The following is a 26,268-nucleotide window of genomic DNA, read 5'->3' as shown; positions in this document are numbered from 1 at the left end:
GTCTAAACACTTAAAGCCATTTTTATTCGGGTTTACAATAAGCGATAAACGCTTACTGATAAATTGAGGCTTGCCCTTCAGGGCGAGTCTTTAGCAATCTTAGGAACCACATATACTGCTCTGGATAAGCGAGTATCACTTGCTCAACCGCTTTATTCAGTGCTAGCGCCTCGTTTTCCTTACCGACCATGTCTTCGGCGGCAATGGCGGGCATCACAGTTAAATCAAACTGGCGCGAAGCTTGGTTATAACCAATTTTCACCGGCAGCACTTGGGCATTTCCCGCCTGAGCTAATCGGCCAACCACGGGTAATGTCGCTTTGACTGTGCCTAAAAACGGGGTAAATACACTCTGATCTGGGCCTAAATCCTCATCGGGCAGGTAGAAAAAGCTATTGTTCTGCTTAAGCTCTGCTAATAAGGCGCGAATTCCGGCCTCTCGCATATAAACGTGGCCACCACAACTGCTACGTACTCGATTATTAAACCAGTTAAATAACGCGTTTTTATGGGCCTTTGCCATAGTGACCATGGGCAAGTCGAGGTTTAACCTCAGCCCAGCATAATCAATGGGCCACACATGGGGCATGATAAATATCACCGGCTGCCCTACTGCTTGCGCCGCTTGTACATGCTCAAAGCCCATCAAATTCACACGGCGGCGTAAATGCGCCTTAGATCGTACCAACAGCTCACCTTGCGATAACAGCACTAATACGAAGTTCTGCACGTTGTCATCAATTAAGGCTTCTATTTCTGCGGCGGATTTTTCAGGGAAACACGCCTTTAAGTTCGCCCTGGCAATACTTATCGGCTTTTTCGCAATAGGCGCCACCAGTTTGGCTAAGGTTCTAGCAATAGGATCACGCAGCCACGCGGGCATGATCCCAAAAATCACTAATAGACCGATCGCCAACCAAGTAACCCAATATTTAGGGTGCAATAACGCCAGTTGAAAACGTCGGTCAAAATGTTTGGGCTGTCTTGACAAAGAAATCACCTCAGACAGTGGAAAAGTCATTCACCATAAAAAGAAAATAGTAAAGCCACTCACGAAGGAGTGGCTTTACTGTCGAACATCTAAAATTACTTGCCCGCGTTAGAAGCTTCTACGCGAGTTTTCAGTTTCTGGCCGGGACGGAAGGTCACGACACGGCGAGCGGAAATCGGGATATCCTCGCCTGTTTTTGGGTTCCTTCCCGGTCTTTGATTCTTATCCCTAAGGTCAAAGTTGCCAAAGCCAGATAACTTGACCTGCTCACCACTTTCAAGTGCGCCTCGAATTTCTTCAAAGAACGACTCAACCATCTCTTTGGCTACACGCTTGTTTATACCGAGTGTTTCAAAAAGATGTTCTGCCATTTCGGCTTTGGTAAGTGCCATACTTTAATCCCTCAACGATGCGTTGAACTCGGTCTTCAGGGCAGAAACAACTGAATCAACAGTTTCAGCGATCTCTTTTTCCTCAAGTGTACGAGTAGTGTCTTGTAATGTAAGTGCTATCGCCAAGCTCTTCTTGCCGGGCTCAACACCTTTACCTAAGTATACATCGAACAAGTTTATGCCAACCAACTGATTTTCGCCAACTTTTCTTATCAATTTCATTACATCGCCTGCAGATACACTTTCATCTACGACTACTGCGATGTCACGACGATTAGCCGGGAACTTAGATACAGCTTGGGCTAGCGGTAAACTGGTATGCAATAAAGCATCCAATTCCAACTCAAAAACGATGGTTTTACCATTGAGTCCAAAAGGCTTCTCCAAACTAGGATGGATAGCACCTATATGACCGATCACTCGATCATTTCTCAATATTTCAGCACATTGCCCTGGATGAAGAGCAGAATGCGTCGCTACTCTAAAGCTAAATTCTGATGCGGAAACTGTCAAGCCGATAATTGCTTCTAAATCACCTTTAAGGTCGAAAAAATCAACGGTTTTCGATTCCATTGACCAATGTTCGTCATTTTGAAGCCCTGTAATGACGCAACCGAGCATTGCTTGCTGTCTTACACCGGATTCTGCATGAATATCAGGAACAAAGCGCAGGCCAGTTTCAAAAAGTCTCACGCGACCCTGTTGACGACTTTGGTTGTAGCCAACCGCAGTCAATAATCCAGTGAACATCGACAACCGCATGGCCGACATTTCGCTAGAAATCGGGTTCGGTAACACCATGGCTTGCTCACCTGGGTGAACCAGATTTTGCAGCTTAGGATCAACGAAACTGTAAGTCACAGCTTCTTGGAAACCACGGGCCACTAACAGCGAACGAACGCGCTTGAGGCTTAAGTCGGTTTCTTTATGATCAGACATCCGCAGTGACGCCACGGGCGCAACGTTTGGAATGTTGTTGTAACCGTAGATACGGGCAACTTCTTCGATTAAGTCTTCTTCAATCGCCATATCGAAGCGGTAAGTGGCGGTGGTGACCTGCCAGCTACCCTCACCTGCAACGACGCCGAAACCTAAACGTTCGAGGATTTCAACCACGTCGCTATCGGGAACATGGTGACCCAGAATTTTATCTAACTTGCTGCGACGCAATAGAATTTGCGCAGGCTTTGGTAAGTCAGCGTCAGATTTGGCTTCAACCACAGGACCCGCTTCACCGCCGCAAATATCCAGCACTAAGCGAGTCGCACGGTCCATAACTTTGTGCTGCATCTCAGGGTCAACACCACGTTCGAAACGGTGTGATGAATCGGTATGCAGACCTAAACGGCGTGACTTACCCATAATCGCTAACGGCGCGAAGAACGCACATTCAAGCAGTATGTCTTGGGTAGTGTCGCTCACACCCGAATATTCACCGCCAAACACGCCAGCAAGCGCTAATGGACGCGCATCGTCGGCAATCACTAGAGTGTCGTTTGGAATAGTCACTTCGCTGCCATCGAGCAGGGTGATTTTCTCTTCACGATTACCTAAACGCACTTGGATATCGCCAGTCAGTTTGGCAAGGTCGAAGGCGTGCATCGGTTGACCGAATTCAACCAACACAAAGTTAGTGATATCCACGATAGGATCGATTGAGCGGATACCACTGCGACGCAGTTTTTCCTGCATCCATAATGGCGTAGCCGCTTTCACGTTCACATTCTTCACCACACGACCTAAGTAGCGTGGGCAAGCTGCGGTTTCCTTCACATTGATAGCCACTTTGGCATCAATCGTTGGCGTCACGGTTTGCCATTGTGGCTCGGTTACCGCTTGACGGTTTAACACGCCAACTTCACGGGCCAAACCTACCATGCCTAAGCAATCGGCACGGTTAGCGGTTAAATCCACTTCAATCACAGCATCATCAAGCTGGAGATACTCACGTAAATCCGTGCCTAATGGCGCATCTAATGGCAGTTCGATAATGCCATCGCTATCGATATCAATACCCAGCTCGCTGTATGAACACAGCATGCCTTCTGAAGGCATACCACGCAGCTTAGCCTTTTTAATTTTAAAATCGCCTGGCAGTACGGCACCGACCATTGCTACGGCCACTTTTAAGCCTTGACGGCAGTTTGGTGCGCCGCAGACGATATCAATAAGCTCGCCACTGCCAACACTGACTTTAGTCACGCGCAGTTTGTCTGCATCTGGATGCTGGCCACATTCGACCACTTCACCAACCACAACGCCGTTGAACTCGGCAGCCACGGCATCAACGCCATCGACTTCGAGTCCAGCCATAGTGATCTGGTGGGATAATGCTTCACGGCTAACGGCAGGATTGACCCACTCACGAAGCCAAGATTCGCTAAATTTCATGCTATACAGCTCCGTTATTTAAATTGCTTCAGGAAACGCAGGTCGTTTTCGAAAAACGCTCGTAGATCGTTTACGCCGTAACGCAGCATAGTTAAACGCTCAACGCCCATACCAAAAGCAAAACCAGAGTATTTTTCTGGATCGATGCCAACGCTACGCAGCACATTTGGGTGCACCATACCGCAGCCTAACACTTCTAACCATTTGCCGTTTTTACCCATTACGTCCACTTCGGCTGAAGGCTCAGTGAATGGGAAGTAAGAAGGACGGAAACGCACCTGCAAATCTTCCTCAAAGAAGTTACGCAGGAAATCATGCAACACGCCTTTTAATTCGGCGAAGTTAACGTTTTCATCGACCAGCAAACCTTCCACTTGGTGGAACATTGGTGTGTGAGTTTGGTCGTAATCGTTACGATACACACGACCCGGTGAAATAATCCGTAGTGGCGGCTTTTCCGTTTCCATAGTACGAATTTGCACGCCCGAGGTTTGGGTACGCAGCATCAGTTTAGGATTAAAATAAAACGTATCGTGGTCGGCACGCGCTGGGTGGTGCTCAGAGATATTCAAGGCGTCGAAGTTATGGAAATCATCTTCGATTTCAGGGCCTTGTTTTACCGAAAACCCTAATTCCCCAAAAAAGGTTTCGATACGTTCAATGGTGCGCGTCACTGGGTGTAAACCGCCGATTTCGATAGTGCGGCCAGGTAGCGTCACATCAATCTTTTCAGCAATTAATTTAGCTTCTAGCTCTGCACTTCTCAGGACGTCGATGCGCTCAGTTAATTTCTGTTGAATGGCCTGTTTCGCATCATTGACCGCCTGACCAAAAGCGGGTTTTTCTTCAGGACTTAAGCTGCCCATCATTTTCATCATGTCGGTGATCTTACCTTTCTTACCTAGGTAATCGACACGGATATCATCCAGTGCTTTTAGATCACTGGCCTGGTCAATAATGACTAAGGCTTGTTCTACGATCTCAGTTAACTGCTGCATTTTCTCTTCCACTGCATAGTCGCGCTTGATAAACAAGTGCTATGGGCGCCAAACTTTCAGGCTATTTCGGTGCTCAGGTTATCGGGCGTTAATGCCAGACGCTTTGCTAGCTATAACGAAATAAAAGGAGAGAAATTTTACGCGAGCGAGCGGCATATTACTAGGGCTTATTCGGGGTTTTTATCATGCAAATTCATGTGTTATCCCAACAAACCTTCCAAGTTGATCGCCTTGGAAAGACATTTGTCGATTTTTACAGCAGTCACGTGATCACGCACTAACCACTGGCGACACATGTAACTAAACTGTAAACTTATGTTTGTACCTTGCCAAAATTGCTGCAAAACAAACAAAAATGCCGCAATTGGACAACAATAATACAAGCAACAGCTTACTAAGCAGAAAAACATAAAGTCTATGGCAAATCGACCGATATCCATTTGGTCACAGCCCAATTTATCGAGGCGCTAATGAAAGAAGTTAAATTTCGCTGGATAGATCAATACCTTATCCACATGACCTTAAAAACCAAATTTGCAATTCTCGCCCTAGTTCCGATGTTTATGATTGTGGGATTAGCGGTATTTTTAAATACTCAGTTTAGGGATACCCTGCTTGAAAGCCATTTGCATGGGCTCCAAGACACTTCCCAGAAAATCAATCAACTCGCCGCCCAGATTTCTAGCAAGCTACCCGAGCAAGAACGCCAAAATTTACCTAATCAGCTGAGCCAAGGCTTACAGAATGTTCAGATTGTTACAGTTTCTGAGGCTGATAGCCGCGCACAAACCCTTGCGCGCAGCGGTGGTGGTATTGATACCAGCAGTTCACCTAATCGGGCTGTTAGCTCGGTTAATGATCAAAATATGCTGACCATCATTCCCGTCGATGATCGTCAACTTAACGCCCTTTTAGCCGATGACAATATCTTAGTCTACAGCCTGATGGCAGTGCTGTTATTCGTGCTCTTCCTGTTTAGCTACTACATCTCTACCTTCGTTGGCGGTGCACTCTACACCACAGTCATGGCACTTAAACGCGCGGCGTCTGGGGATTTGACAGGCCGATTAAACTTCTTCGAAGTCAAAGATGAGTTCAGCATCTTAGCTATCAGTATCGACACGCTAGTCGAGCGCCAGCACAACTTGGTGAAGCAGATAGCAGAATCCACCAGCAAGATCCGCGAAGTGGTTTCATCTTTTAGAAGTACGGCTCAGCAAGGACAAGCCCTTGCGGTCAATCAACGTCAGCACCTCGACTCCTTAGCCACGGCGATGGAAGAAATGACCGCTGCGGTAAAAGAAGTGGCGCGCAACGCTGAGCAATCCTCCGCCGAAACCCAAGAGGCGAATCAACAGGTTAATGCGGGTTCTAAGGATATTGAAACCACAGTAAGCGCAATTGATGTGCTGTCGGATGAGATTTCTGCTGCATCGAATGCGGTCAATACCCTCAACGACAACGCCAGTAAGATTGATGAGGTGGTTTCGACCATTAATGCTATCTCGCAACAAACTAACCTACTCGCCCTCAATGCCGCGATTGAAGCGGCGCGTGCTGGCGAACAGGGTCGCGGTTTTGCGGTAGTGGCCGATGAGGTACGAACCCTTGCTGGCCGCACGCAAGCTGCAACGGTAGAAATTAAATCCATGATTGAGTCGCTGCAACAAGGCACACGTAACCTCACCCAAGTGATGTCTCGCACCGTGAGTCAAGCAAGTGAAGGCAAACAGCATGTACTGCAAACGGGTAAAGATCTCGATTCGATTGCCCACCATAGCAGCCGCGTTTTCGAAATGAGTGTGTTGATTGCCACGTCTGCGGAAGAACAATCGGCCGTAGCTAACGAAATCGCGACCAATCTGATGGAAATTCGCAATCAATCCCACGATGTCGAGCAATCGGCGAACCAATCGGTATCGGGTTGTGATGAGTTGCAAGCCACCGCGGGACAATTGGACCAGCTGATGGTGGGTTTAAAAATCTAATCGTTGAAGAGCTAAGCAACAAGGGAGCCAAGCACCCTTGTTGCTTAAATAACGAATCGCCATCTGGTTAATCCCTAATTAATTCATTTCTATAATCTAGAATTCCTAAATAAATTAAAATAAAATCTAAATGTTAAAATTTAGATTTGGATTATCGAATTTATCGCCCCCACAATAAAATCTTGATCATACTTTTAAACTAAAAAAGTATTCATCCATTCACCTTTGATAACGATCAACGTTTTGTCACCTTAAAAATCTATTATACATTCAAGAAGCCAAGTTAAATCTCAAAAAACTATTAATTTAAGCTTAATAAACTCTGTTAAGCCCTAATGTATTTCAGTACACATTAATAATAAAACAGCGGTATAAGTTTCAAGAGAAATACTAATTAGACATTTAAAAAAGCAATGTTTGCACATTGCTTATATTGCGCCACTAGCTCTTTATGATCGAATAAGAGCTTATTTGCTGGCTTGAGAATGATAATTTAACCCACAATAAAAGAAGGAAAATAACATGCTTAAAAAGATGATGCTCATGTGTGCACTGTGTTTCTCTACTAGTTTAATGGCGACATCACTTGCCGACAGCCATTCAGAAAGATCAGACTGTGAATCATGCCATAAGGATAAAACACCTTCTGCGGATTATGTTTTTGAAAATGAGCAATGTGTATCATGCCATGGCGAAATGAAAACACTCGCAGGTGAAGCTCATACTAAGCATGATGGTGTTTTAACATGCACTAATTGCCATATCGCTCATCAAGAAAAAGCACCTGCTGATGCCTGCAAAGCATGCCATTAACTCACTAAAAATCTAAAGCCAAAAGCCGAAGAATAACTTGTTTTGAATGGAACCATTTGGCAGGATGCCACTTGACCCACCTCCAAGGGTGTTTGCCATCTATTGCTCACAGGTGGCATTTTTTATCCCCGTTTGTATCGCCTTAATGTATATCTAACAACTGAATTCTTCGCTCATATTCCATAAAAATAAAAAAATTTAAGCATCCCAAGTAAACCATAAGACGAGTGTCAAGGTATTGTTCTCAAGAACGCCAAGGCTTTATCTAAATCACGGGTGCGCGCCATCGGCGGCAGGGAGTTTAAAAATGCCTGTCCGTAGGCGCGATTCACAATCCGATTATCACACAGGATTAATACGCCGCAGTCCTTTTCGTCACGGATCAAACGTCCAACCCCTTGTTTGAGCGCAATAATCGCCTGAGGTAATGACACTTGAGTAAAAGGATCGCCGCCCTGACGGCTAATATTGTCGGCGCGGGCACGGTAAAGCGGCTCATCGGGCGAGACAAACGGCAATTTATCAATAATCACGCAGCTTAATAACTTGCCACGCACATCTACCCCCTCCCAAAAACTGCTGGTGCCAAGTAATACCGCATTGCCCAGTTGGCGAAACTTTGTGAGCAAACTCTGTTTACCCGCTTGGCCCTGCACCAGCAACGGATATTGAGTCCGAGTTCGCAATGCCAACGCCGTTTGCTCAAGCATTTTATGGCTGGTAAACAAAATAAAGGTTCGCCCCTGCGCTGCCTCAATCGCTTTGACACATACATCGACTAACTGTTTGACTGCTTGCTGCTGATTCGCCACATTGCCCAGTTGCCTTGGCACACAAAATAACGCCTGACGCGGATAATCAAAGGGACTATCCAAAATATGCGCCTTGGCCTCACTGATCCCTAACTCCTTGGCAAAATGCCCTAGGCTACGGTTCACTTGTAAGGTTGCCGAGGTAAAAATCCAGCTAGTATTGGCCACAAATAACTGCTGACATTCGCGGGCAATATTAATCGGTGAAATCCGTAGCATCACAAAACGGCTACCAAATTCAACACTATAGGCAGCCTGTGGATTGTCACATTGGAAAAACTGATTGAGCTTATGGTTAAGGTCCGCCAGTTTAACGGCAATATCATCTAATAACTCACTGCGCCCCACATGGGCGAGCAAGAGTTTTTGCAGCGCGGTCAACTCTGCGAGTAAATCCCATGATGCTAGCGCAATTGACTTATTGCCAAGCAGCATACGCCAATCCGGCTCGGCAATCGAAAACAATCCATTATGCCAGTCACTCAATTTGGCTAAACAACGCTGACAAAATTGGGCAATCTGCCCCGTATCGCTGAGCTCAGTTTGATAAATCTGCAATAACTTTTGCAGGTAGTCATCAATAGTGCGACTCGAGGATTGCTGGCCAAAATAACTGACGCAGATATCCGGCAGTAAATGCGCTTCATCGAAGATCACCACATCGGGATCGGGTAATAATTCAGCAAAGCCTGTGTCCTTTAACACACTGTCTGCAAAGAATAAGTGATGATTTACGACAATGATTTTCGCATCCATGGCGCGGCTGCGAGCCTTACGGGTAAAACAGGCATCATAAAATTCGCAGCGCTGGCCAAGACAGGTCTCTTTGGTACTGACGACTAAGGGAAGCGCGGGAGAATGTTCAGGCACTGAAGTTAAGCCACCAATATCGCCGTCTTTACTCATGCCCGCCCATTGATTGATTTTGAGTAAATCATCCAACAATCGCGCCTCAATATGGCTGGCCTCCTGCATCTGCCTATCGAGTCGATATTGGCATAAATAGTTATTGCGGCCTTTTAATAGCGCAAGCTTGGGCGCAATTCCAAGCATAGATGTCAATGCGGGTAAATCCTTTAGAAACAATTGCTCCTGCAGGTTTTTACTGCCAGTACTGACAATCACTTGCTTGCCACTTAACATAGCGGGAATTAAATAGGCGAAGGTTTTACCGACCCCTGTACCCGCTTCGATCAGTGCATTGCCCTTACTCGCAATCGCTTCACTGATGATTTGCGCCATCTCAACCTGACTCTGACGCGCACTGTACCCCTGAATATGCGTAGCGAGCACGCCATCGTTGGCAAAAGCGCGCAGCACCTCATTCGTCAATCTGCTCATCGAACGAGGAGCATCAAGCGACTGCTGATTTGATTGCTGATGTTTAGCTTGCCGCGGAGCTGAGCGTCGAGAGTGAGTCAATGGCGAGCGAGTTCCTATAAAAACGATTCAAAAAAGCGGGTTGTGGGTTAAGGCGTTAGCCTTCGCTAAGGAGCATAACGCTGTTGCCGCAGTGTAATTAAGCCCGCCTGATAATACCAATAGTTTTAATCTAGCACCGAGCTTCTTGAGCTAAAACATGGAGTAGCGTAGTTTAAATGATTTAACAACCAAAGGCTTAACTCAACTTTTCCCCGATTGCTTGCTAAGTGATAAGCTGCTAAGTTGCGTTAATGATTGTGCTAATGACTTAATTTTGCACGAAGCTTCAATTATGGATATATAACTCAATTAGGTTTACGTTTATAAACGTTGAGATGATTAAGGATATAAAATGAAAAAGTTCCAATTATTACCGTTAATGTTATTTATTTTATCTACTCCCGTAGTAGCGCAAGTAGCACCAATAGATGAAATGTTTAGAGTGATGTCAATCGATAAACAAATGGCTGGTGGATTTGAAGCTATGTTACCAATAGTAGACCAAATAGCCACTAACTATAAATTAGATAATAAGGCTAAAGAAGAACTTAAGGGTATTTATAGAGCATGGTTTAATGAAGATGTTGATCGTCCCTGAGTGATAAACGAATTAAAAAAACAGTACTCTGAAGCTTTCACAAATGAAGAAATCATTAAAATAACCCAATTTTATCAAACTTCCACAGGTAAAAAACTCTTAGAAAAAACGCCACAATTGATGCAAACTGGAGCACAAATCGCCATGCAAGAAGCACAAGCAAAACAATCTAAATTAATTGAGCGTATTAGACCTTTTCTCGCAAAGCATGGAATTAAAGAATAAAGCTATAACAATTACCTGAACATGAGGTCTGATATTACGACTACGCACTCAGTGGTAAGCATTAGGCGGAGATTAACCATGCCAACGACCTTATCCTTGTCACAATATGTGAAAAAGCGAAATGGTGTTCCACTGGGTGCAAGTCACTCGATGAGGAATATGCTATCACGCGCCCTGGGTGCTAAGTCATTCCCCATTTTTTGGCATTATTGGAATCCGATTTGGGGTTATTATTTATCACGTAATGTCATGCGTCCTAGCAGTCAGTTTCTGCCCATGTGGCTCGCCGTACTCGTCACTTTTTTGATCAGCGGTGCGCTACATGATCTCGCTGTCGCTCTGATTAAATGGTAAGCCATGTTCTTTTTTACCCCCTGGTTCGGCATCATGGGGATTATGGTAATTGCCTCAAATAAATATGGCCTTTCCTACGGCGTATTACCTTGGATTATGCGGGCCTTGATTAATTTACTGTTTATTTTCTCATCATTTGCGTTAACCGAATTCATGCTGGGTCTGTTGAATCCTTAACCCTAATGAACTCGTCCTAATGATGTAAATGATGCTCGCTCAAAAGGATATTTCATGCGATTAACATTAACCTTGGAAACCCTATTATCCCAACTTGGTTCTTTTTCGTGGCACTTGGATGTGTACAAAGCCCTAGAACAACCATTAAGTCCCACAATGTCGGTGTTAATCATTGACGATGAACTTGAAGAGGAGCGCGACCAACAGGATGAACCTCTCTACCCACAAACCCAAAGCTATCAATACGTTTTGAGCATTGCGGACTTACAAAGTATCAAGGCTAATTTAGTGCAACAGCTGCCAAATGCTACCTTGCATGACTTAATTCATGCCGTCAGTTATTACTATCAAAACGATGCTTATATAAATGTAGAGTGTTAACCGCTTTAATTGAGATTTTATAAGATAAATTAAACCCAGTTATTTAAGATAAAAAAGAATCAGATATGGATAAAAAAGCAAAAAGGATTTTATTCTCCACCTATTGGAAGAATGGTTGGATTGACGCCAAAAATAGAAGTCTCCCCGAGTCCGACTTTAACTACGCCAAATCGAAAGGATTAATGTTTGATCCTTTAACTATCTCCCACGATGAATGCATCCTTGCCATCACGGCGCTAGTGAAAGGCATATCGCAAACACAAGTAACAAAAGGATTTTTAAGCAGTCTAACCTCTAGGCGATTGGATTGGCGCTCATCCCTTGCATCCTATGCGATCGCCCAAAAAATCCCATCACACCAATATGCGCCCATCATTTCAGGCACTTCTTATACGGATGGCAAACCAACGGCACACTCCTATACCTGTGGCATTTGCCGAGACAGTCAATATGGCATCCGAGGAAGTGAATCCTATAACGAGATGGATATTAACGTATTCAATTTCGAGCGCATTAAATGGGGCGGCGTGCGCCATGGGGATATTTTGTATACCTATTTTGATTTAAACCAATTTATCAAGGCCGATATTCCAGAGCCGACGTCTGAAGATATTGTCTGTTTCAGGGAGATATTAACGATTATCGAAACATCTGAGCCGAACGATTATCCCAGCGCATTGGAGAAAAGATTAGCGAGTGTAATAAAATCGAGCAAAGCTGAACGACAAATATTAATCGAAATATTAGCCAGTCTGGGAATATTAAAATCCAATACTGTCGATAGACAACGGCAAGGCAAAAATGACTGGGTATTTGCCGAATATTGGCGTGGTGAAGATAAATATTGCCAACAGACAGTTGAACATCTGTTTGGAAAATATTTAGCACAATAAAAAGGATGTCACAGCACTAATCCTGCATTAGCGCTGTGACTGACACTCATCCGCACTCGCCAGTCTAGAGAATACTACTAGATAAAATCTGCCATCCTTGCCGCTATTCTAGCTGCCGAACGGTTCTAAACGTAGAGTCAGTTTTCTGTCCATCCCTAGCAAACCTCAAGTCGTCCCCTCTTGCAATCGGTTGATTTACCTCCAGCGATCATCAAGATGAAACATTTTCATAAAGCGCATAAATATTCTTATTTAGTTAAAATTAGCTGTTGCAAACGGCACAGAAAGCGGTTAGCTTAAAAAAACGTTCGATGGATAAGTATCCATCAGCACCGAATTCAACAGAATACAGAGTATAGAGAGTCATATGAGCCCATTACTGAACGCTATCCACCATCATCACCACCATATGCGGTAGCCTTCGGACGCTCACTGCCGGAGGACTGTATCCTTCTGGCGGACTGATTCAAAGATGATCACTAACCCCTGGAAGGAATTCCGGGGGTTTTTGCTTTTAGGCTTTTTAACTTACAACTTAACCCGTGTTTAGTATGTAATTTCAATATGTTAGCTAGATAAATACCGGCCAAACATAGAAACCAGTTAAACCATGCGACAAAAGAATATCATTTTGAATTTGTTAACTTTGAGCGAGACAAGACTATGACTGAATCAAACCGTTTACGCATCGCCATCCAAAAATCTGGCCGTTTATCCACCGACTCACAGCAATTACTCAAGAGCTGCGGCGTTAAGTTTTCCATTAACGAACAACGTCTTATCTCGCACGCAGACAACATGCCTATCGATTTACTCAGAGTGCGTGACGATGATATTCCAGGGCTGGTGATGGATGGCGTGGTCGATTTAGGCATTATTGGTGAGAACGTGCTCGAAGAAGAGCAGATTGAGCGTCAAACCTTAAATAAACCCGCCGAGTTTGTGAAATTACGCCAACTGGATTTCGGTGCCTGTCGCCTGTCGTTAGCTGTGCCAACCGAATTTAGCTATGCCGATGCCTCATCCTTGGAAGGCTTGCGAATTGCCACCTCCTACCCCAACCTACTGCGCCGTTTTATGCAACAAAAAGGCATAAGTTATCGCGACTGTATGTTAAAAGGCTCAGTTGAAGTCGCGCCGCGTGCCGGGCTTGCCGATGGCATTTGTGACTTAGTCTCCACCGGCGCCACCCTTGAGGCCAACGGTTTATACGAGACCGAAGTCATCTACCGCTCCATGGCCTGTATTATTCAATCGACCCAAACCCAAACGCCGAGCAAACAAGCGCTAATCGACAGAATTTTATCCCGCGTAAACGGCGTGATCCGCGCCCGTGAAAGTAAATATATTTTGCTGCACGCGCCCACTGAAACCTTAGATCAAATTGTCGCCCTGCTGCCCGGCGCCGAAAACCCGACTGTGCTGCCATTAAACGACGATACTAATCGAGTGGCCATCCACGCCGTCAGTACTGAAGATTTATTCTGGGACACCATGGAGCAGCTCACCGCGCTAGGTGCCAGCTCTATCCTCGTAATGCCAATTGAAAAAATGATGGGGTGATCTATGGATATTTTGACTTGGGCAGCATTATCCACCGATGAACAAAAAGCCGCGCTCCAACGCTCACCTTTAATTGGTGACAGCGGCTTAGAACAAAGTGTTCGGGCGATTGTTGATGCCGTGGCTAGCCGTGGCGATGCGGCGCTGAAAGAGTTTAATCAAAAGTTTGATGGCGCCAAGCTTGTAAATATCAGTAGCGCCAATATCGACAGTCTGCGCTTAAGTGAAAGTGAGATTAGCGCCGCCAGTACGCGAGTCTCGTCAGAACTTAAAGCCGCCATTGCCCAAGCGATGGCCAATATTGATGTGTTCCACAGCGCGCAGCAATTTCGCCCCATAGAGATTGAAACACAAGCGTGTGTTCGCTGCGAGCTTCGTAGCGAACCGATTGAAAAAGTCGGTTTATATATTCCCGGCGGCAGCGCGCCCCTCATTTCGACCGTGATGATGTTGGCTCTGCCAGCCAAAATCGCCGGCTGTGAAAAACGCGTATTGGTGAGTCCGCCGCCGATTAACGATGCGATTGTGTATGCGGCAAACGCCTGTGGGATCACTGAAATTTATCAAGTGGGCGGCGCGCAAGCCATTGCCGCACTCGCTTTTGGTACTGAAACGATTCCTAGCGTCGATAAGATTTTTGGCCCGGGTAATCGTTATGTCACCGAAGCCAAACGCTTAGTCTCTCAAGATAGTCGCTGCACTGTGTCTATCGATATGCCAGCGGGACCCTCCGAGGTGTTGGTGATAGCAGATAGCGATGCCAATAGCGCATTTATTGCTGCGGATTTACTCTCACAAGCGGAGCATGGCCCAGATTCGCAGGTCATTTTAGTCACAGATTCTGAGCCATTAGCACAAGCAGTCAATCAAGCGCTCGATTCACAACTGGCCGCCCTGCCGCGCCAAGAGATTGCCGCAACCGCCCTAAAAGGCAGCCGCACCATTTTGGTAAAAGATATGCAAGAAGCGGCGCTCGTTTCAAATCGCTATGGGCCAGAACACTTAATTATTCATACCCGTTTCCCACGGGACGTGCTAAATCATATTCGCGCCGCAGGCTCAGTGTTTCTAGGGGCCTATACACCTGAATCGGTTGGGGATTATGCCAGTGGGACTAACCATGTATTGCCAACTTACGGTTATAGCCGCGCGGTATCTAGCCTCTCCTTGGCAGACTTTAGCCGCCGCTTTACGGTGCAAGAGCTCAGTGCCAAGGGTCTACTCGGACTCGGGCAAGCGGTAATGACCCTTGCCAGCAATGAGTTACTCGATGCCCATAAAAATGCGGTCGCGATACGCTTAGCCAGTCTTAAGGACTGATGGAAAGAAGTAACGCAATCAACAGTACGCTTAATTAAAGCCATAGCAAGACTTAGGACGAATAGGATGAGCCAAGTGCCAACTAGCCAAGCACCAACGAGTAATGTGCCTGTGACAAACATTCCGAGCGCCAATTGCGCCAGCAATACTCTCGATAACAATACTCTCGAAAACATAAGCATCGAGCCAACAAGCCTTGCCACCCGTCTTGCACGGCCCGAACTGCTCGAGTTAACGCCTTACCAAAGTGCTCGCAGGCTGGGTGGTCGTGGGGATATTTGGATCAACGCTAACGAATCGCCCTTCAATAATGTGGCTGTTGCCGAACTCGATTTATCTAAGTTAAATCGTTACCCCGAGTGCCAACCGCCCGCGTTAATCAATGCCTATAGCCAATATAGCGGTGTTGCGGAGAGCAAAATTGTCGCCAGCCGCGGCGCCGATGAGGCCATCGAGCTACTTATTCGTGCTTTTTGTATCCCAGGTATCGACTCAATTGCCACCTTTGGGCCCACTTACGGCATGTACGCCATTAGCGCGCAAACCTTTAATGTGGGCGTTAAGGCATTAAGCTTAACGGCTGAGTACGGTCTCCCAGCCGACTTTGCGACAGCCGCACGCAGCGCTAAGTTAGTGTTTATCTGCAATCCCAATAACCCAACCGGCACTGTGATTGACAAGGCGCGCATAGAGCAAGCCATCCAAGCCCTGCCCGATGCCATTGTTGTCGTCGATGAGGCTTATATCGAGTTTTGCCCAGAATATAGCGTCGCCAATTTACTCGAGTCTTACCCAAACCTTGTGGTGCTGCGCACCCTTTCAAAGGCCTTTGCCTTAGCGGGCGCACGCTGCGGCTTTTTGCTCGCCAATGAAGAAATTATCGAAATCATCATGCGGGTTATTGCGCCCTATCCAGTGCCACTGCCCGTGAGTGAAGTGGCCGTGCAAGCTCTATCACCTGCAGGAATTGCGCGAATGAAAACCCAAGTCAAAGCGCTCAATGCGCAGGGCGAGCGACTCGCGGCGGCGCTGAATTTGTACTGCGAGCAATGGGGCGGCGCCGTACTAACACCCAATGGTAACTATGTGCTCGCCGAATTTGACGATGTGGCCAAAGTGGCACAGCTGCTTATCGACAATGGCATTGTCGCGCGGGCCTATAAGGACCCTAGATTGGCTAAAGCCATTCGTTTTAGCTTTAGCTCTGAGGCTGACACCGACCGCTTAGTGTCGCTATTTGAATCGCAAAAGCTGTGAGCATTTAGCGCAAGTATAAACGCAGCATTGGCCTAATAGACTGATTTTATAAAGATAACAAACTGAATTGAAAGGTAGCAGCATGAACCCAGTATTTACCCCAAATGTCGCCCAGAAAATACTTTTTATCGACCGCGATGGCACCTTGATTGAAGAGCCCATCACCGACAAACAGGTCGATAGCCTCGCCAAACTGGTATTCGAGCCCCAAGTGATCCCCGCCTTACTGCGCCTGCAAAAAGCTGGGTTTAGGTTGGTTATGGTCAGCAATCAGGATGGACTCGGTACCCCTTCCTTTCCGCAGGAAGATTTTGATGCGCCGCACAATATGATGATGCAAATCCTCTCCAGCCAAGGGGTTAAGTTTGAAGATGTACTCATCTGCCCGCACTTTAACGATGAAAACTGCAGCTGCCGCAAACCTAAACTTGGGCTGGTAAAAGACTTTTTGACCCAAGGCACCATCGATTTTACTCAGTCTGCCGTGATTGGTGACAGACACACAGATGTGGAACTGGGCAATGCCATGGGGATTAAAAGCTTTCAATATCAGCGTGGCAGTCTTGGCTGGGACACGATTGCCGATGCCTTACTCAACAAGGGCCGCACCGCGACTGTGGTACGCACCACCAAGGAAACCGATATTCGCGTGACTGTCGATCTCGACAATGCCAGCAAAGGCGTCATCAACACTGGCATTGGTTTCTTCGACCATATGCTGGATCAAATCGCCACCCACGGAAACTTCAAAATGGAGGTGAATGTCGATGGTGATCTGGAGATAGACGATCACCACAGCGTTGAAGACACGGCATTGGCGATTGGGGATGCACTGCGCCAAGCGCTTGGCGATAAACGCGGTATTGCCCGTTTTGGTTTTAGTTTGCCGATGGATGAGGCCAAGGGCGAATGCTTACTCGATCTCTCCGGCAGGCCGTTTATTAAATTCGCCGCCCAATTTGAACGGGAAAAAGTCGGTGAAATGGCCACCGAAATGGTACCGCACTTTTTCCGATCTTTTGCCGATGGCCTACGCTGCACCCTGCATGTAGCCGCCGAGGGAGACAACGATCACCACAAGGTCGAAGCACTATTTAAAGTGCTGGGCCGCGCGCTGCGTCAGGCAGTCAAAGTTGAAGGTGATGTGTTGCCATCGAGTAAAGGCGTGCTCTAACACCGTACTCAACCTGAGTTAGGTGCTTAATGACCTAATACAGATTGATTAGCGAATAATACAAAGCCTGATGATTTTAACGAGGGGCAGTTTCGGGAATGTGGCGAAAAACCACTTCCCCACTGACCCATCAATAGGAAAACCCAATGTCAGCAAACATAGATGAATTTGATGTTGTCATCATAGACACAGGTTGCGCCAACTTAAGCTCGGTCCGGTTCGCCTTTGAGCGCCTCGGCGCTAAGGTGTTAGTCACCGATGACAAGGCCAGCATTAAAGCCGCCAAACGTGTAGTACTGCCAGGTGTCGGCAGCGCTGGCGCCGCGATGGCTTCATTATCTGAAAAAGCCTTAGTCGAATTAATTCAAGGGTTAACTCAACCCGTGCTGGGTGTCTGTTTAGGGATGCAAATGCTCACGCTGCTCTCTAAAGAACGCGGCGGCCAAGCGCTGGATTGCCAAACTTTAGACTGTAAGTGCTTAGGCATTATTCCAACTGAGATTGACGAGCTAGACCGTCAAATACTTAAGGTCGAAGATTTACCTCTGCCGCACATGGGCTGGAACCAACTGACCTTTAGCAATCCGTCTCAGGTTCACCCGTTGTTTGCCGGTGTTCCGTCCGGCAGTTATGTGTATTTTGTGCACAGCTACCGCGCGCCATTAAGCGACTACACCTTGGCACAATGCCGTTATGGTGAAGACTTTAGCGCCGCCATCGGTAAAGACAACTTTATGGGCGTGCAATTTCACCCCGAGAAGAGCGCCGCCGTGGGCGCACAAATCCTAGGTAACTTTTTAAAAATGCAGTAAATGCAATCGCTTATTAGCTTTTGACTGAGCTAAGTGTGTGGAAGCTAAGTTTCTGGAACCTAAGTTTGGCTGAGCCAGCTTTTTTCAGCCACAACATTCAGCAATAAGGCGCGGCAGCAAATACGCCAAAGAATTTAAGGACAACAGATGATCATTCCAGCAATTGATTTAATTGATGGCAAGGTAGTTAGGCTCTACCAAGGGGATTATGGGCAGCAAACTACCTTCGATTTAAGCCCGCTGGCCCAGTTGCAATCCTACCAAGACCAAGGGGCAAACTGGCTGCATATCGTAGATTTAACTGGCGCTAAAGATCCTACAAAACGCCAAACGGCTTTGATTGCTAAGCTGACTGCGGGGCTTAACGCCAATATTCAAGTGGGCGGCGGGATCCGCACTGAAGAGCAAGTCGCCGAGTTATTATCCCTTGGGGTTAAACGCGTGGTGATAGGCTCGCTCGCCGTCAAAGAGCCCGAGTTAGTCAAAGGCTGGTTTAACAAGTTTGGCAGCGAGGCCATTTGCCTCGCACTGGATGTGAATATCAATCAGAGCGGCGAGAAAATCGTTGCGGTTTCTGGCTGGCAAAGCGGTGGAGGTAAGAGTTTAGAATCTATCGTTGAAGACTTTAGCCAAGTGGGACTTAAACATGCGCTAGTAACTGACATCAGCCGTGATGGCACCCTCACAGGCGCCAATACCGCACTCTACCGTGAGCTATCCAGCCGCTATCCCGATATCGCGTGGCAAGCCTCTGGCGGCATTGCCACCCTTGAGGATGTTGCCGCCGTCAGAGACAGTGGCGCCGCGGGGATCATTATCGGTAAAGCTTTACTTATCAATCAGTTTAATGTGGCGGAGGCAATCCAATGCTGGCCAAACGAATAGTCCCCTGTTTAGATGTGAAAGATGGCTGCGTGGTCAAGGGCGTACAGTTTCGCAACCATGAAATTGTTGGCGATATAGTGCCACTCGCGGCGCGTTATGCCGCTGAGGGCGCCGACGAACTGGTGTTTTACGATATCACCGCCAGTGCCCACGACCGAGTAGTCGATAAGTCTTGGGTGAGCCGAGTGGCGGAGCAAATCGATATCCCCTTCTGCGTCGCCGGCGGCATTAAAACCATCAGTCAGGCCCGGGAGTTACTGGCCTTTGGCGCGGATAAGATTTCGGTCAACTCTCCTGCCCTTAGCGATCCGAGTTTAATCTCACGCCTGCAGGATGAATTTGGTCGCCAATGCATAGTGATCGGCATAGACTCGTTTTATGATGCGGCAAGCGACAGTTATAAAGTGAAGCAATTCACCGGCGATGAAGCAGCCACCAAAGAAACCGCTTGGTACACCCAAGACTGGGTTGAGGAAGTACAAAAACGCGGCTGCGGCGAAATCGTGCTCAACGTGATGAACCAAGATGGCGTGCGCGGTGGTTATGATATCAAACAGTTAAGCCTAATACGCCAGCTGTGCGACGTGCCTTTAATCGCCTCGGGCGGCGCGGGTACGATGGCCCATTTTCGCGATGTGTTTATCGAGGCTAAGGTGGATGCAGCGCTGGCGGCCAGCGTGTTCCATAAAGCCATTATCAATATCGTCGAGTTAAAACAGTATTTAGCGGCCGAAGGCATCGCGATTAGACGCTAGAGCGGTTCTAGGTTCTAGGTTCTAGGTTCTAGGTTCTAGGTTCTAGGTTCTAGGTTCTACAAATAGATTAAGAGTGAATACTATGTCAACGCAAACAAACACTAAGTCAGATTTGAGCGAGCTGGATTGGGACAAACAGGATGGGCTTATCCCTGCTGTTATCCAAAACCACTTATCAGGCAAGGTATTAATGCTCGGGTATATGGATAAAGCCGCGCTGGAACAAACTCTGGCAACAGGTGATGTGACGTTTTTTAGCCGCTCTAAGCAACGTTTATGGACCAAGGGAGAAACCTCAGGTCATACCCTCAAATTGGTTGCCATCGATAAAGACTGTGATAACGACAGCCTGTTGGTACAGGTGTTGCCCAATGGCCCAACCTGCCATAAAGGCACCGAAAGCTGCTGGCTCGATGGCCAAGCTCACCCGTTTTTAAACAATCTGGCCGAGCTTATCGCCTCACGTAAAGGGCAAAGTCCAGAATCGAGCTACACCGCCTCCTTATTTGCCCGTGGCACCAAACGCATCGCCCAAAAAGTCGGTGAAGAAGGACTAGAAACCGCGCTGGCCGCTGCGACTCACGATAAAGAAGAGCTGATTAATGAGGCATCAGATCTCATGTACCACTTATTAGTGCTGCTTGAAGATCAACAACTGAGCTTAAGTGATATCACGGCTAATCTACTCGCTCGCCATCAAAAAGCACTGCGAAAATAACCCTGAAACGTCAACACGCCCTAAGCACTACTGCACCCGTATCTGCCGCAAGCCTTTTTGGTCTGCGGCAGACAACCTTCTATTTACGCAGTGTTAGCCAACACCACATCCCCCCCCTATCATGCGCCTTACAACCCTTCCCCCCCCAAATAGTGAATCCTAAAACCGTATACCTTCTCATCAGCCATCACATCGTAATTGACAAAAAATCAGCAAAATACTGTTGTAATGGTTGACAAGTACACCTTAACTGCCTATCGTAGCCAGCGTACTCGATATTGGCATCGAGGCGTTGACTCAACTTATTAACATTTAAGACAAATTTTAAAAACAGGCCGAATTGCCTTCGTTATGTGATGTGACCAAGCAATTAGATGTGATGAAGTCATTAGATGTAATTTAAGTGTCGAATTAAACCCAATCAAAGGCGCGTTTTATGTGTATTACAACAACAGCTTATTATCCCTATCTGTAGCCGCAATGGCATAGATAGGCACACTCGCCAGACCTTCCATTGTGGCCATATCCCCAACGATCCGCAGATTGCGCCACGATCCCAATGCTTTGTACGGGTACAAGTACAGTTCTCAGCCGCCGTATCGCGCCGCCATTCTGCTTAAGCCTTTATCTCTTTTAACTGAGATATTCGAGCCATTCATTAAGACGTTTGAGCGTAAGTTATGACACAAAATAAATTTTTCGGCAGTTTACTGCTGATCGCAGGCACCACCATTGGCGCGGGCATGCTCGCGCTCCCCATCGCCTCAGCAGGACTCGGTTTTGGTGTATCGAGCATGATTATGCTAATCCTCTGGGCATTGATGGCCTACACCGCTCTACTTATGGTCGAAATCCATCAATTTGCCCCGAGTGATGCCAGCCTCAACCAATTAGCCCGCACGCTTTTGGGCGCTAAGGGCCAAGTGGTTGCCAGTATCGCGTTAATGTTTTTACTCTACGCGCTGTGCGCCGCCTATATCGCGGGTGGCGGCGAGCAAGTCAATCAAAAGCTCAATGCTTGGTTAGGATTAAATCTGCCGCCACAGGCGGGCGCCATCTTATTTACCCTCCTAGTTGGTACGATTGTGGGTTTAGGCACCCACTGCGTCGATTTAATTAACCGCCTGCTCTTTAGCTTAAAAATCATTGCGTTGATCTTGATGCTGGCGTTATTACTGCCGCAGGTGGAAGGCACACATTTACTCGAATTGCCGCTGGAGCAAGGGCTTATTGTGTCGGCCATCCCAGTGATTTTTACCTCGTTTGGTTTTCATGGTTCGATTCCATCCGTGGTGCGCTACTTAGGCGTTGAGGTTAACAGCCTGCGCAAAATCATGTTGCTCGGCTCGGCATTACCGCTGCTGATTTACCTGCTGTGGCAACTGGGCAGCCAAGGCGTGCTCAGCCAAAGCCAACTGATGACAAATCAGAGTCTTTCAGGCTTTATCAATCAGTTAGCCAGTGTACTGCACAGTCAATCCTTAAGCTCAGCGATCAGTGTGTTTGCCGATCTGGCGCTGGCAACCTCCTTTTTAGGGGTGAGCCTAGGTCTATTTGACTTTATAGCCGCCAACTTAAGGCAAGAAGATAATGCGACGGGTCGCAGTATTACCGCGGCGATCACTTTTGTGCCGCCATTAGGCTTTGCCCTTTTTTACCCACAGGGATTTATTACCGCACTAGGTTATGCGGCAATTGCCCTAGTGATCCTCGCGATTTTTTTACCTGTTTCCATCGTATGGGTACAAAGAAAACAACGGGATAACGCCAATCTTCCCCAAGGCTACCGCGTCGCAGGGGGAACATTAGGCTTAGTGCTTGCACTCGTGTCAGGCCTTGCCGTCATTGGCGCCCAATTATTAGGTTAACATCAGTTTAGGTCACTACAGAATAAGTGCCTGTAAAATCAAGATGATTGAGTAGGCACTCAACCTCATTTGCCCATAGCAAGACCCATCGCAAAATTAGTCAGCCACGTAGTGGAGTGTTAAACTGGCGTTCATCCCACGCCCCTTTATCGCTGGTATTCAATCGCCAGCACTAGAGTGAACGACAGCGCATTGATGATAAGGATGATATTCGACTCACATGGTTAAGACGCCAATACCACTGAAAAAGGCTAGCGCCGAACGCGCACCGCAGGCGAGCTCGGCTGCTACGTCACATTCCCAAGCGGTAGAAACTGGCGTGCCTAGACGCAAAACAACAATCAAAAAGCGCGTCAAACAAAGCCTTATCGCCACCACAGTGGCAGGTATGTTAGTGGGTATTGCGCTTACTGTATGGATTGTCAATAGTGAGACCGAAACCCTTATTCTGCGTGCCGCCAATTATGCCTTAAGCGGCATGGACAGTGAGCTAACCGATATTCGCTTAGGAAAAATGGGCTTAGCACATTGGCAAGTCAGTTCAGCTAACCTGCGCGTGCATGACTCGCACTTAGTGGTAAAAAATCTGGATATTCAACTGGCATTAAGCTGGCCCCAAAGTATTGCAGAACTACTCCAGTTGGCCCAGCTTGATGTCTTGAGCCAAAAAATCAAACGCATTAGTACAGGTGAGATTGAAGTGGAGCTCGGTCAATCACTCTTTGAGCGAAGCCCCAACATTGCCGATGAACAAACGCCCGCAATACCATTAAATATCAACTCATTACCCTTAATTGAGATAGGTAAAACCACACTGAAGCTAAAGGCACAAGCCAATCACAGCGCCTATCAACTGGTGATGGAAAAACTTAGCCTTAATCATTATGGACAATTAACCACCGCCTTTAGCCATGAAGACGAGCCTCTTATCAGCTTAGCTGCAACACTCGGCAGCGATGAATGGACGTTAAAAAGTGAACTGAACATCGCGCCGCTGCTGGAGAGCCTGCATCAAATTAGCCTGCGCCAAACGCCAACCAGTATTCTTAGCCAATTGATACAATGGGATCAACAATGGCAAGCGCTTGGCATGACACTGAGTGGTCAGTTATTCTCGCAAAGTACTTTCAAGCTCACGACGGGCGATATAAAGAGTGAGCACCAGTTTATCCAGCCGAGTGTCACTTTGGCGCATTTTGCAGACTTCACCTTAGCACCACAACCAACACTGGCGTTTAATGTCAGTGGTCCATTAGCAGCACTGAATCTAACACTCGAGCCTTTTAGCCTTGCGTTAACGCCCAATGCCGAGCAACAAGCGCTGTTATTAGATGCCCTAAATCACTCTTTGCAGTTAAATGATACTGACTATCAAGCGCTTAACACTTTACTCTCAGGGCTTAAAAGCACCCAGTCCCCCATTGGACTGGCATTCTTGATGACTGAGCCGCTGCATTATGCATTAGCAAAATCAGATGAGCCGTTAACCTTACCCACGGTGGAATTATCCACCTTAGGCAGTAAACTCGAGACGCACATTCGCCTAACAAACACTCGCTTAAATAACAAGCACTTAACCAAAGAGTCGGATACATGGATGTTGCAAACGCAGTGGCACATCGCGCTTAAACAAAATACTCCGCTCAACTTACGTGACCTTGACTTACACAAGCGCTGGCAAGATGCACCTCAAGCGTTAAATTGGGGCTCTGGCGCTTTGCAAACTGCCGGAACGATGGCTCTTAAACAGTCAGTCCAAGGCATCGATTGGCAACTTAAGACAGCGCCCTTCTCTACTGAGTCAACGGATACACTGCAATTAACACTTAGGGATATTCAGCTAGATAAGGCAACACGTGCATCTGATCCTCAAAATAAACAAACCCAGTTGGGTTTAGGCAATATTGAACTAAACGCCAAGGCTCCACTCACATTTAGTTCAACATCATTTTCAGCACAGGATGCGACTACCACGGCGGGGAGTCAATTTGCGCTTAACTTGCCCCCAGTGTCACTCGCGCTGGCACAACTGCGTTTTAGCCAAGCGGTAGAAACACTTGCAATAACCAATACCCATGCACAACACCAAACGCAGGCCTCAAATAACAGCATGAAAACCAGTCTGAGTAGCCGCAGCGATATAACAGTGCAGGATTTTTCCCTTGGAGTATCACAGGGGGTAGCAGTGAATTTCTCGAGCCAAGCCCCTTTTTTAACAGCGATTCAATCGAGCCAAATCAAAAATACACTCCACTGGCAAGCCAAACAGTTATCAATTGAAAAGCAGCTCTCGACGAAGGGACGTACACGTAAACAAACCGTGCTTAAGCTGGATAACTTAGCCCTAGTGCAAGATTTACATTGGAAAAATAGCACGCTTATCGGCGATGAACACTGGCAAGTCGGCAATGTTCAACTACAAAGCCATCACCAATTGCAGTTCGCCAATGCAAACTTGCCGCTGCTGTTAACTGGCCAGTGGGTTGTCGATACCAGCATGACAGAGGCACTATCTTTGCTTAATCAAACCCAGCCGTTACCCGCTGAGTTTAATATGACCGGGCATAACCAATTACAGGCACAATTTAAACTGACACATCAGCCCGAACAAACCCAATTTGCGATGCAAATTACCCAATCGATGACCGAGCTTGAAGGTTTTTACAAAGACACCCTCTTCGAGGGCGGTAAATTACAGGCCCAATGCGAGTTCACTTGGGGACAATCCTATAAAACGCCGCAAGCGCCAGGCTATTTCAGCAGTTTAAGTCGACTGAACTGCCCGCAGAACATGATAAACTTTAACTTGTTTGATCCCGGCTTCCCCTTGACCGATATCGAAGTAGAAGCCGATATTGTCCTAGGCAAAGATGCAGAGAAGCTTCCCGATAATTGGTTGCAACAACTCACGGGTTTAAGTGATACCGACGTGTCGATGACCGCCAAGGGTAAAGTATTGAACGGCCAATTTTTACTACCGGATTTTAATTTAAAACTACAGGATAAATCCCACGCCTATCTATTATTGCAGGGCATGAATCTTGAAGAAGTACTGCGGATCCAACCCCAAATAGGCATTTATGCCGATGGCATATTCGATGGTGTGTTACCCGTGGACTTAGTCGATGGTAAAGTGTCGATCAGCGGCGGCCAATTAGCGGCCCGCGCGCCTGGCGGTTTAATTGCCATATCTGGCAATCCGGCTGTCGATCAAATGCGCCAATCACAACCTTATCTCGACTTTGTATTTTCGGCACTCGAACACTTAGAATACAGCCAGTTATCCAGTAGTTTCGATATGGATCAAACTGGTGATGCCAACCTATTAGTGGAAGTCAAAGGTCGCAGCAAAGGGATTGAACGCCCTATCCACTTGAATTACTCTCATGAAGAGAACATGCTGCAATTATTCAGGAGCCTTCAGATTGGTAACAATCTGCAGGATAGAATCGAAAAATCCGTGAAGTAAAAGGAACCCTCA

21 protein-coding genes and 1 pseudogene are annotated in these 26,268 nt (G+C 46.9%); 17 read left to right on the top strand and 5 right to left on the bottom strand.

The window, feature by feature from the left end; translation table 11 throughout:
- Nucleotides 1–52: 52 nt before the first annotated feature.
- From lpxM to pheS, 4 genes are all read right to left on the bottom strand, one after another.
- Nucleotides 53–991: a lauroyl-Kdo(2)-lipid IV(A) myristoyltransferase gene (gene lpxM, locus KXJ80_RS12195; RefSeq protein WP_069455451.1), complete on the bottom strand. Its 939-nt coding sequence runs from the start codon at nucleotides 989–991 to the stop codon at nucleotides 53–55.
- A 95-nt stretch (nucleotides 992–1,086) separates the two neighbouring features.
- Nucleotides 1,087–1,383: an integration host factor subunit alpha gene (gene ihfA, locus KXJ80_RS12190; protein WP_011622581.1), complete on the bottom strand. Its 297-nt coding sequence runs from the start codon at nucleotides 1,381–1,383 to the stop codon at nucleotides 1,087–1,089.
- A gap of 3 nt (nucleotides 1,384–1,386) precedes the next feature.
- Nucleotides 1,387–3,774 (bottom strand): phenylalanine--tRNA ligase subunit beta, encoded by a 2,388-nt coding sequence (gene pheT / locus KXJ80_RS12185; RefSeq protein ID WP_259474422.1) that lies wholly within the window; start codon nucleotides 3,772–3,774, stop codon nucleotides 1,387–1,389.
- A 14-nt stretch (nucleotides 3,775–3,788) separates the two neighbouring features.
- Nucleotides 3,789–4,772, bottom strand: coding sequence for a phenylalanine--tRNA ligase subunit alpha (pheS, locus tag KXJ80_RS12180; protein WP_037417925.1), 984 nt, complete (start codon nucleotides 4,770–4,772; stop codon nucleotides 3,789–3,791).
- A gap of 470 nt (nucleotides 4,773–5,242) precedes the next feature.
- Here pheS and KXJ80_RS12175 point away from each other — a divergent pair, with 470 nt between their 5' ends.
- A complete protein-coding gene (locus KXJ80_RS12175) occupies nucleotides 5,243–6,760 on the top strand; it encodes a methyl-accepting chemotaxis protein (RefSeq protein ID WP_172589798.1) in 1,518 nt (505 codons plus the stop codon).
- Nucleotides 6,761–7,282: 522 nt separating this feature from the next.
- Nucleotides 7,283–7,573, top strand: coding sequence for a cytochrome c3 family protein (locus KXJ80_RS12170; RefSeq protein WP_218738564.1), 291 nt, complete (start codon nucleotides 7,283–7,285; stop codon nucleotides 7,571–7,573).
- Nucleotides 7,574–7,803: 230 nt separating this feature from the next.
- Here KXJ80_RS12170 and yoaA read toward each other — a convergent pair whose 3' ends face one another.
- A complete protein-coding gene (gene yoaA / locus KXJ80_RS12165; protein ID WP_192937938.1) occupies nucleotides 7,804–9,726 on the bottom strand; it encodes a DNA repair helicase YoaA in 1,923 nt (640 codons plus the stop codon).
- Nucleotides 9,727–10,159: 433 nt separating this feature from the next.
- On the opposite strand from yoaA, the gene KXJ80_RS12160 reads away from it, so the two are divergent.
- The 15 genes and pseudogenes from KXJ80_RS12160 (at nucleotide 10,160) to KXJ80_RS12090 (ending at nucleotide 26,256) form a co-directional block, all read left to right on the top strand.
- Nucleotides 10,160–10,405 carry a hypothetical protein gene (locus KXJ80_RS12160; RefSeq protein WP_259474421.1) on the top strand — a complete coding sequence of 82 codons (246 nt, stop codon included), beginning with the start codon at nucleotides 10,160–10,162 and terminating at the stop codon, nucleotides 10,403–10,405.
- Nucleotides 10,406–10,630: a DUF2059 domain-containing protein gene (locus tag KXJ80_RS12155; protein WP_259474420.1), complete on the top strand. Its 225-nt coding sequence runs from the start codon at nucleotides 10,406–10,408 to the stop codon at nucleotides 10,628–10,630.
- A gap of 78 nt (nucleotides 10,631–10,708) precedes the next feature.
- Nucleotides 10,709–11,161, top strand: a pseudogene (locus tag KXJ80_RS12150) (acyltransferase).
- A gap of 54 nt (nucleotides 11,162–11,215) precedes the next feature.
- Nucleotides 11,216–11,542, top strand: coding sequence for a DUF7716 domain-containing protein (locus tag KXJ80_RS12145; RefSeq protein WP_218738565.1), 327 nt, complete (start codon nucleotides 11,216–11,218; stop codon nucleotides 11,540–11,542).
- Nucleotides 11,543–11,607: 65 nt separating this feature from the next.
- Complete coding sequence (locus KXJ80_RS12140; RefSeq protein ID WP_218738566.1) at nucleotides 11,608–12,435, top strand: hypothetical protein; 828 nt, start codon at nucleotides 11,608–11,610, stop codon at nucleotides 12,433–12,435.
- Nucleotides 12,436–13,098: 663 nt separating this feature from the next.
- Nucleotides 13,099–13,998 (top strand): ATP phosphoribosyltransferase, encoded by a 900-nt coding sequence (gene hisG, locus KXJ80_RS12135; RefSeq protein WP_218738567.1) that lies wholly within the window; start codon nucleotides 13,099–13,101, stop codon nucleotides 13,996–13,998.
- 3 nt (nucleotides 13,999–14,001) lie between these two features.
- Entirely contained in the window at nucleotides 14,002–15,318 is a 1,317-nt protein-coding gene (gene hisD / locus KXJ80_RS12130; RefSeq protein ID WP_218738568.1) for a histidinol dehydrogenase, read from the top strand.
- Between the two features lie 66 nt (nucleotides 15,319–15,384).
- The gene (hisC, locus tag KXJ80_RS12125; RefSeq protein ID WP_218738569.1) at nucleotides 15,385–16,575 is read left to right on the top strand and encodes a histidinol-phosphate transaminase; all 1,191 of its coding nucleotides are present in this window, start codon (nucleotides 15,385–15,387) and stop codon (nucleotides 16,573–16,575) included.
- 82 nt (nucleotides 16,576–16,657) lie between these two features.
- The gene (hisB, locus tag KXJ80_RS12120) at nucleotides 16,658–17,749 is read left to right on the top strand and encodes a bifunctional histidinol-phosphatase/imidazoleglycerol-phosphate dehydratase HisB (protein ID WP_218738570.1); all 1,092 of its coding nucleotides are present in this window, start codon (nucleotides 16,658–16,660) and stop codon (nucleotides 17,747–17,749) included.
- A gap of 146 nt (nucleotides 17,750–17,895) precedes the next feature.
- On the top strand, nucleotides 17,896–18,561 hold the full coding sequence (gene hisH, locus KXJ80_RS12115) for an imidazole glycerol phosphate synthase subunit HisH (protein ID WP_218738571.1): 666 nt from the start codon (nucleotides 17,896–17,898) through the stop codon (nucleotides 18,559–18,561).
- 147 nt (nucleotides 18,562–18,708) lie between these two features.
- Nucleotides 18,709–19,446 (top strand): 1-(5-phosphoribosyl)-5-[(5-phosphoribosylamino)methylideneamino]imidazole-4-carboxamide isomerase, encoded by a 738-nt coding sequence (hisA, locus tag KXJ80_RS12110; protein WP_218738572.1) that lies wholly within the window; start codon nucleotides 18,709–18,711, stop codon nucleotides 19,444–19,446.
- A complete protein-coding gene (hisF, locus tag KXJ80_RS12105; RefSeq protein WP_218738573.1) occupies nucleotides 19,428–20,201 on the top strand; it encodes an imidazole glycerol phosphate synthase subunit HisF in 774 nt (257 codons plus the stop codon). The genes hisA and hisF overlap by 19 nt, the downstream gene beginning before the upstream one ends.
- An 82-nt stretch (nucleotides 20,202–20,283) precedes the next feature.
- Nucleotides 20,284–20,919, top strand: a complete 636-nt coding sequence (gene hisIE / locus KXJ80_RS12100; protein ID WP_218738574.1) for a bifunctional phosphoribosyl-AMP cyclohydrolase/phosphoribosyl-ATP diphosphatase HisIE — start codon at nucleotides 20,284–20,286, stop codon at nucleotides 20,917–20,919.
- Nucleotides 20,920–21,599: 680 nt separating this feature from the next.
- Nucleotides 21,600–22,787 (top strand): aromatic amino acid transport family protein, encoded by a 1,188-nt coding sequence (locus KXJ80_RS12095; RefSeq protein WP_218738575.1) that lies wholly within the window; start codon nucleotides 21,600–21,602, stop codon nucleotides 22,785–22,787.
- A 220-nt stretch (nucleotides 22,788–23,007) separates the two neighbouring features.
- Entirely contained in the window at nucleotides 23,008–26,256 is a 3,249-nt protein-coding gene (locus KXJ80_RS12090) for an intermembrane phospholipid transport YdbH family protein (RefSeq protein WP_218738576.1), read from the top strand.
- Nucleotides 26,257–26,268 lie beyond the last annotated feature (12 nt).

Source organism: Shewanella xiamenensis (assembly GCF_024971755.1).
Taxonomy (GTDB): domain Bacteria; phylum Pseudomonadota; class Gammaproteobacteria; order Enterobacterales; family Shewanellaceae; genus Shewanella; species Shewanella xiamenensis.
This window is presented reverse-complemented; position numbering and strand designations above follow the sequence as displayed.